Here is a 7,557-nt window from a genome sequence, read left to right on the forward strand (position 1 = left end):
CGCAACAGGCCAATCCGTTCGAGAACTTTGTGTGAAAAATGGTGTATTGTCACAAGAAGACTTAGAGTTAATTCTAGATCCATTCGAAATGACACACCCAGGGATTGCAGGAGCAACTCTTTTAAAGAAAAATTAAAAGAAGAGGGGGACAATCCCCTCTTTTTTGTTTACAATATAGAAATGCTATATATGAATAGAGGTAGGGATGTTATGAGCAAGTTTACAGTAGCTTCTAATGGTGCATTAGAAACAACATTAAGAGGAGCAGAAGTATTATCAACACCACTTTTAAATAAAGGGGTAGCTTTCACACAAAATGAAAGAGAAGAGTTAGGTTTAAAAGGGTTATTACCGCCAGCGGTTTTAACGTTAGAAGAACAGGCACGCCGAGCATACGAACAATTTAGTTCTCAGCCGGATGATTTATTAAAGAATGTATACTTAACTGCGTTACATGATCGAAATGAAGTATTATTTTATCGTATATTAACAGATCATTTACGTGAAATGTTACCGATTGTATATACACCAACTGTCGGTGTAGCAATTCAAAGATATAGTCATGAATATCGTAAACCACGTGGTGTTTATTTATCAATTAACGATCCATCAGGTATCGAAGAAGCATTCACGAATATCGGTGCAACAGCTGAGAACATTGATTTAGTCGTTGTAACAGATGGAGAAGGCATATTAGGAATTGGTGACTGGGGCGTTGGTGGTATTAACATCGCAATCGGAAAATTAGCTGTTTACACTGCTGCAGTTGGAATCGATCCTAGTCGTGTATTACCGGTAATTTTAGATGTAGGTACAAACCGTGAGGAGCTATTAAACAATCCATTTTATATTGGAAATCGTCACCCTCGTATAACAGGTGAAGCTTACGATGAATTTATTGATACGTTTGTACAAGCGGTAAACAAACAATTCCCGAAAGCACTTTTACATTGGGAAGACTTTAGCTCTCGTAACGCACGAAAAATTTTAGATAAATATCGTCATGATGTTTGTACGTTTAATGATGATATTCAAGGTACAGGTGCAGTTTCACTTGCGGCAGTATTATCGGCAGTGAAAGCTTCTGGTGTACCGCTAAGTGAACACCGCGTTGTTGTATTTGGTGCTGGTACGGCTGGAATCGGTATCGCAGATCAAGTTAGAGATGCGATGGTCCGCGTAGGCGTATCTGAAGAAGAATCATATAAGCGTTTCTGGTGTATTGATCGTAACGGGTTAGTTACAGATAATATGGAAGATCTTCTTGATTTCCAAATTCCGTACGCAAGAAAAGAAGTAGAAGTAAGTGAGTGGAAAGAAAATGATGTAATTGGACTTGCTGAAGTTGTGAAACATGTAAAACCGACAATTTTAATTGGTACATCTACTGTTGCAGGTGCATTTAAAGAAGAGATTATTAAAGAAATGGCTTCTCACGTAGAAAGACCAATTATTTTACCAATGTCGAATCCGACGCCACTTGCTGAAGCAAAACCAGCAGATTTAATCGAGTGGACAGAAGGAAGAGCGTTAGTTGCAACAGGAAGTCCATTTGAACCAGTTACATATAACGGTGTAACGTATGTGATTGGACAATCAAATAATGCACTTATTTTCCCAGGGCTTGGTCTTGGAACAATTGTAGTACGAGCAAGCGTCATGACGGATGGAATGTTTGCAGCAGCTGCTGAAGCAGTTGCAAGTATGGTAGATACAAGTCAGCCAGGAGCACCTATTTTACCAGAGGTCGAAGAATTACGTAATATCTCAGAAATGGTTGCAATTGAAGTAGCTAAAGTTGCAGTTGCAGAAGGTGTTGCAAGAGTGAACTTAAGTGATAACGATATCAAGATGGCAGTGAAAGAAGCAATGTGGAAGCCAGAGTATCGCCAAATAAAAGCGGTAGAAAAGGTTAGAATATAGAAAAAAAGCCCGTTTATAACAATAAGCGGGCTTTCGCTTTTACTACTGAAAAAAAGTATAGGAAGTGTCACCTTTGAATTGGAATCAATTATGGAAGAAAGATATGTCCCTTTTAATTATATTAATGGTCGTTGTTCCGATTGCTGGGGAGCTGAACTTTCATCCCTTTAATGATACGTTTCGAGTTAGCTTCGGTACACCGCTATTCTTCTTTTTATTATTATTTTTAAGAAGAGTACCAGCAGGAGTTGCAGGTATTCTTGTTGGTATATCTGTAGTCTTATTCCGAGTATGTCTTGACTGGATCATGCAAGGTTCATTTCATATGACAGAATCATTTTATTTGCGCTATCCCGTGTTCTTCTATTATTTTATTTATGGCAGTTTTTTCTCGCTTTGCAGGGTAAATAAGTTCCATCAGAAACCAATCATTATTGGATGCCTTGGAATTTCAATTGAAATTGTTGCAAGTATGTCAGAACTTGCGTTTTATCATATGTTAGTACTAGGTACAACAATAACGATTTCTGAAGTAAATAAACTCATCATTATTGCTATTTTTCGTAGTTTCTTTGCACTTGGTTTTTTAAATATGATGAATTTATATGAAACGAAATTAAAAGAATCGCAAGTTCGAAAAGAAAATGAAAATATGTTAATGCATCTTTCTAATTTATATGTGGAATCTGTTCATTTGAAAAAGACGTTACAAAATGCGGAGTTAATTACACAAGAAGCATATCAACTATATCGAAATTTACAAGTAAGCGCTGATTCAAGTAGTAAAACAGCATTGAAAATAGCGGGGGAAGTGCATGAAATAAAAAAGGATAATCAAAGGATATTTGCAGGATTATCTAAACTGTTATTAGATAAAAATGTGGCTGAATATGTAGAAGGACATGAGTTAGCAGAAATGATTGTTAGAATAAACGAGAAGTATGCTGAAATGCTAGAAAAGGATATACGTTTTTCTAAACATATAGAAGGTGAGCATGCTGCATACCACGTGTATACAGTTCTATCAATTTTTAATAACCTCGCTGCAAATGCAGTTGAAGCAATTGAAGATAAAGGTGTCGTTATTATTAAGCTATATAAAAGAGATCAACATATATTTTTTGAAGTAATTGACGATGGACCTGGTATTGCACAAAAGTATAAGAAATTAGTATTTAAGCCAGGGTTTACTTCCAAGTATGATCAAACGGGAACACCGTCAACTGGTATTGGGCTTTCTTACATAAATGAAATGGTAACAGAGCTAGGCGGAGAAGTGAGATTAGAAGGCCGAGAAAATAAAAGAGGATGTAAGTTTATCGTTTGTTTACCGGAGGGTAGTTTAAAGCGGGAAGGGGAATAGATTTGTTTTATTATATCGTAGACGATGATGAAGTTTTCCGTTCGATGCTTTCGCAAATTATTGAAGATGGAGATCTTGGAGAAGTAATTGGTGAGGCGGATGACGGAGCTTTTATTGAGGCGGATCAACTAAATTTTAAAAAAGTAGATATTTTATTTATTGATTTGTTGATGCCGATGAGGGACGGAATTGAAACAGTTCGTCACATTGCGTCAACTTTCACGGGGAAAATCATTATGATTTCTCAAGTGGAATCGAAGCAGCTTATAGGTGAGGCATATACACTCGGTGTAGAATATTATATTACAAAACCATTAAATAAAATCGAAGTTGTATCGGTTGTACGCAAAGTGATGGAGCGTATTAGATTGGAGCGTTCTATACACGATATTCAAAAATCATTGAATAACGTGTTTCAGTGGGAAAAACCGCAATTGCGTACTGAACCAGTGCAAGAAGGAAAAAAGATAGGGGATTTAGGGCGCTTTTTACTATCAGAACTCGGTATTGCGGGAGAGAATGGAAGTAAAGATTTACTTAGTATGCTGGAATATTTATATGGTCAAGAAAAGGCACAGACATTTGAGTTTGGCTTTCCTGCGTTAAAAGAAATTTTCCATCATATTACGATAAGAAAATTAGGGGATTTAGCTTTAGAGGCGGATATTGATAAAGAGAAAAAAGCGTCTGAACAAAGAGTACGTCGAGCTATTTATCAGTCGTTAAATCATTTGGCTTCTTTAGGATTAACAGACTTTTCAAATCCAAAATTTGAAAGCTATGCTCCAAAATTTTTCGATTTTACCGTAGTTAGAAAACGGATGACAGAAATGACGAAAGATGAACTCGCATCTTCTGGTCATACGCGAATTAATACGAAGAAGTTTATTCAAGTATTGTATTTTGAGGCGAAGAGGTTGATGGAGATAGAGTGAAGAAGATGCTTATAAATAAGCATCTTCTTTTGTTAAATCAACATTTTATATTTTCTCGTGGAGCATGTAAAATGTTAAGTAAGAGAAAATGGTTTTATATTAAGGAAGTGTCAAAGCGATGAGTTTCACATTGAATAAATCGATTATTAAAGAAGTGTGCGGAGAGACCTCATATAAAAGAGGTGAAGCCTATTATAAATCAAATAAAGTGATAATAGATCAGTACGATGAAAATAAAGAAATTTGTGAGGCGACAGTAAAAGGGAACGAGGATTTCCATGTTACAGTAGCAAAAGCCAAAAAGGGTGATGTTGTTGCAAAATGTAGTTGTCCTTCATTAGCGTCTTTTCAAACGTACTGTCAACATGTTGCAGCAGTATTAATACAAATAAACTATAATCAACAAACAGGTGGAATGAGCTCCGCTAGTAACAGAAATGATCAATTGACAAGTGGTATGTTTCAGCTGTTTGCAGATAAACCACTGAGGCCAAAAAGTAAACAACACCGTTTTGATACACGTGAAATATTAGATATTGAGTTTATATGTACACCAGTTGCTACGAGAAGTGGTGGGGCTCTTCTTGGAATTCAATTGAAACTTGCCAAAGTGTATTTCATAAATCATATTAGAGAATTTCTTTCTAAGGTGGAGAAAAGGGAATCTTTTCATTGTTCAAATGAATTTACATATACACCAGATGTACATAGTTTTAAACAAGAAACGGATGCAATTATTCAGCAGCTCATTAAAATGTATCATAATGAAAAAATGTATGAAGATACGCTAGAAGTACATGCGAAACAAGATGAAAGTATGATATTTATACCGCCAGCTTCGTGGAAGGATATGCTCTCTTCACTTTCTAAAGTTGAATATGTACAGCTGAAACAAAATGAACAACTGTTTCAGGGATTACAAGTTTCAAAAGGTTTGTTGCCGTTACACTTTGAATTTACGAAGGGAAATAATGGCGGATTTACACTTCATATAGATGGTTTAAATCGTGTACAAGTTATGGATATGTATAACAATGCACTTTACGAAGGGAAATTATATCACTTACACATTGAAGATTGTATGCGACTTATTGAATTACAAAAGATGATGAGTCGCTCAAATAGTAATCAGTTTTATATTCCAGAAAGTAAGATGGAACATTTCGTCGCGAAAGTTGTACCAGGATTAATGAAGCTCGGAACTGTACACATTGATGAAGTAATATCGGATCGTGTTGAAACACCTTCGCTAAAAGCGAAATTGTATTTAGACCGCGTGAAAAGTCGCTTATTAGCAGGTCTTGAATTTCACTATGGGAACGTCATGATTAATCCGCTAGAAGAGGATGGACAGCCGTCTGTTTTTAATCGTGATGAGAAAAAGGAAAAAGAGATTTTAGACATTATGAGTGAAAGTGCCTTTGCAAAAACAGAAGGCGGTTACTTTATGCATAATGAAGAAGCTGAGTATAACTTTTTATATCACGTCGTGCCAACATTAAAAGGTTTAGTTGATATTTATGCGACGACAGCAATCAAATTGCGAATTAGTAAAGGGGATGCAGTTCCTCTTATTACAGTGAGAAGAAAAGAAAGAATTGATTGGTTGTCATTTCGTTTTGATATAAAAGGAATACCAGAAGCAGAAATTAAAGGTGTATTAGCGGCCCTTGAAGAGAAACGTAAATATTATCGATTGGCGAACGGTTCGTTTTTATCGCTAGAGAGTAAAGAGTTTAATGAAATTAATCAGTTTATAAAAGAATCAGGTATTCGGAAAGAATTTTTACATGGAGAAGAGGTAAATGTCCCGCTTATTCGGAGTGTAAAATGGATGAACGGACTTCATGAAGGCAATGTTTTAAGTTTAGATGATTCTGTTCAAGAGTTAGTAGAAAACATTCAAAACCCGAAAAAATTAAAGTTTGCTGTGCCAAATACTTTAAATGCAGAAATGAGAAAGTATCAAGTATATGGGTTCGAATGGATGAAAACACTTGCTCATTACCGTTTTGGCGGTATTTTAGCAGATGATATGGGACTTGGAAAAACGTTGCAAAGCATTGCTTTTATAGATTCTGTTTTGCCTGAGATTCGAGAAAAGAAACTACCTATATTAGTCGTTTCACCATCATCTCTTGTTTATAATTGGTTTAGTGAATTGAAAAAATTCGCCCCGCATATTAGAGCAGTTATTGCAGATGGAAACCAAGCAGAGCGCCGGAAAATTTTGAAAGATATAACGGAATTTGATGTCGTAATTACGTCATATCCATTACTGAGAAGAGATATAAGATTATATGCAAGACCATTTCATACACTATTCCTTGATGAAGCGCAGGCGTTTAAAAACCCTACAACGCAAACGGCAAGAGCTGTGAAAACAATTCAAGCTGAATACCGTTTTGGGCTAACGGGTACACCTGTAGAAAATTCATTAGAAGAGCTATGGTCTATCTTCCATGTCGTCTTCCCAGAATTATTACCAGGAAGAAAAGAGTTCGGTGATTTAAGGCGTGAAGATATAGCGAAGCGAGTGAAACCATTCGTATTAAGACGATTAAAAGGGGACGTATTAAATGAGTTGCCAGAGAAAATAGAGCACTTACAATCATCGGAGTTATTACCCGATCAAAAGAGTCTCTATGCTGCTTATTTAGCGAAGCTAAGGGAAGAAACGTTAAAGCATTTAGACAAAGATACGTTACGTAAAAATAAAATTAGAATTTTAGCTGGTTTAACGAGATTGCGACAAATTTGTTGTCATCCTGCTTTATTTGTTGATGATTACAAAGGAAGTTCAGCTAAATTTGAACAACTGTTAGAGATTTTAGAGGAATGTAGAAGTACAGGGAAGAGAATATTAATTTTTTCTCAATTTACGAAGATGCTTTCCATTATTGGTCGTGAGTTAAATCGACAAGCAATTCCATACTTTTATTTAGACGGGAGTACACCAGCGCAGGAACGTGTAGAGCTGTGCGATCGGTTTAACGAAGGAGAAGGAGATCTATTTCTCATTTCTTTAAAAGCTGGTGGTACCGGACTTAATTTAACTGGTGCAGATACAGTAATATTATACGATTTATGGTGGAATCCAGCTGTTGAACAACAAGCGGCCGATAGAGCGTATCGAATGGGACAAAAAAATACAGTGCAAGTTATAAAGCTAGTAGCTCAGGGAACAATTGAGGAGAAAATGCATGAACTGCAAGAAAGTAAGAAAAATTTAATTGCTGAAGTGATTGAGCCGGGAGAAGAAAAATTAGCATCCATCACGGAGGAAGAAATACGAGATATTTTAATGATTTAATATGAAAAAGCTATGCTTTCACA

The 7,557-nt window shown here is 36.0% G+C and carries 4 protein-coding genes and 1 pseudogene; all 5 read left to right on the forward strand.

Annotation, left to right across the window (positions count from 1 at the left end; genetic code table 11):
* Positions 1–136, forward strand: a pseudogene (locus ACQGS6_RS19410) (aspartate ammonia-lyase); the annotation flags it as partial.
* Between the two features lie 74 nt (positions 137–210).
* The gene (gene malS / locus ACQGS6_RS19415) at positions 211–1,923 is read left to right on the forward strand and encodes an oxaloacetate-decarboxylating malate dehydrogenase (protein ID WP_009326751.1); all 1,713 of its coding nucleotides are present in this window, start codon (positions 211–213) and stop codon (positions 1,921–1,923) included.
* 64 nt (positions 1,924–1,987) lie between these two features.
* A complete protein-coding gene (locus tag ACQGS6_RS19420; RefSeq protein ID WP_002195356.1) occupies positions 1,988–3,286 on the forward strand; it encodes a sensor histidine kinase in 1,299 nt (432 codons plus the stop codon).
* 2 nt (positions 3,287–3,288) lie between these two features.
* The gene (locus tag ACQGS6_RS19425) at positions 3,289–4,221 is read left to right on the forward strand and encodes a response regulator (RefSeq protein WP_000500302.1); all 933 of its coding nucleotides are present in this window, start codon (positions 3,289–3,291) and stop codon (positions 4,219–4,221) included.
* A gap of 118 nt (positions 4,222–4,339) precedes the next feature.
* The gene (locus tag ACQGS6_RS19430; protein ID WP_326318451.1) at positions 4,340–7,534 is read left to right on the forward strand and encodes a DEAD/DEAH box helicase; all 3,195 of its coding nucleotides are present in this window, start codon (positions 4,340–4,342) and stop codon (positions 7,532–7,534) included.
* Positions 7,535–7,557 lie beyond the last annotated feature (23 nt).

Origin of the sequence: Bacillus sp. GMs2/2 (assembly GCF_050172095.1) — a bacterium.
GTDB classification, from domain to species: domain Bacteria; phylum Bacillota; class Bacilli; order Bacillales; family Bacillaceae_G; genus Bacillus_A; species Bacillus_A cereus.